This is a genomic window from Paenibacillus sp. EB106-04-04-XG159 (assembly GCF_058791835.1).
The window spans coordinates 1-1406 of record NZ_JBYTDY010000042.1; the positions used below are offsets into that span (position 1 = coordinate 1).

Below are 1406 nucleotides of genomic sequence, written 5' to 3' on the forward strand. Positions count from 1 at the left end.
AAGCGGCTAAGCCCCTTTAATCTGGAGTCCTACCCTACAGTAATTACTCGTGCATTGAATAGCTCGTTATTTCGAGTTTTTACATTGCTTTATGGAACATTGAAGAGTCTTCTATTGTCTTGATCCACTCGGAGAATATTGCAGGTGGCATCAACTTTAAACTGCCATGCATCCTGCGATTATTGTAGAAGTCCATATACCGATCGAGTGCCTCATAGGCCTCTTCAAAGGTCATGAAGTTTCTTTTTTTGAACAGATCTCGTTCCAGCAAGCTGTGAAATGACTCTATATACGCATTCATATTAGGTGTTCGCGGCGGGATGCGTTCATGGATCATATCTAGACTTTCACATGTATCTCCAAATAACTTACTGACGAATTGCGGTCCGTTATCTGTACGGATCGTCGGCATTACATCTCCCGCCTTTATACGGCTTTGTAACGCCCTCCATAAAGTTTGGACGACATGCTTGGCCTCGCATACTGGCCCTCTGTATTGTTGAACGACGACTCGGTCGAACACATCAATAATACTGAGCACAAAAAAGAAGCGCTCCTGTCCAATGACGTAGCCATACTTAATATCCATCTGCCACAGCTGATTGGATCTCGTTACGACTTGATTCTTAGGAAGCCTGCGTGGGTGTTTTGGAATCCGTTGACGCTGTTTTTGAAGAATGCCCTGCTCCTTGCACAGACGATATGATTTCTTCTTATTTAACTTAACACCATATTGATTGCGAATCGATTGTGCAAGAAGTTTATAACCGTAGACGTATTCTTCGCCTTCAAGCAGTTCAAAGAGCCACTCTGTGATTTGTTCGTCACTGACTTTCTCACCTGTCACAGTGAATGAATATCCAGGCACAGGACGCCCTTTCTTAGTCTCAACGGGGCGTCCTGACTTTGGAGTGGCAGCTCGTTTCATTCGTCCATAGTACGTTGATTCCCATAACCCAAGTATTCGCAGAACCAATGCAACTGGTTTCCCCCGCTTAATACATGATTCTGCTATTTCAAATTTCTCAGATAAGCGGGGTTTTTCTTTTTTAGTAATTCTCGGAGAATCTCATTTTCGAGTTCCTTTTCTCCAAGTACCTTCATAGCTTTCTCGTAGCGCTGTTCCACATCCTGCAGTCTCCGAAGCTCTTGCAGTTGCTCGTCTTCAGTTGGAATATCTTCTGGTGATATGGAATCACGAAAATCTCTAGCCCACCCACGAATGGTTTCTGGATGAATATCGTGCATGCGGGATAAGACCCCCACCTTAACACCAGCCAATACTTGCTTAACGATTTGAATTCGCTCTTCCTCTTTCAGTCTCTTTCCCATACCGAATCATCTCCCTTATCTACAGTTTAAAACACTGTATAGGAAGACTCCAGTTTAATTAGGGGGCCTAAGAG

At 43.8% G+C, this 1406-nt stretch carries 2 protein-coding genes; both read right to left on the bottom strand.

Features of this window, described 5'->3' with window-relative positions; translation table 11 throughout:
* Nucleotides 1–79: 79 nt before the first annotated feature.
* Nucleotides 80–976 (bottom strand): IS3 family transposase, encoded by an 897-nt coding sequence (locus AC3WTP_RS23260; RefSeq protein WP_492397004.1) that lies wholly within the window; start codon nucleotides 974–976, stop codon nucleotides 80–82.
* A 35-nt stretch (nucleotides 977–1011) separates the two neighbouring features.
* Entirely contained in the window at nucleotides 1012–1332 is a 321-nt protein-coding gene (locus AC3WTP_RS23265) for a transposase (RefSeq protein WP_492397005.1), read from the bottom strand.
* Between the last annotated feature and the right edge of the window lie 74 nt (nucleotides 1333–1406).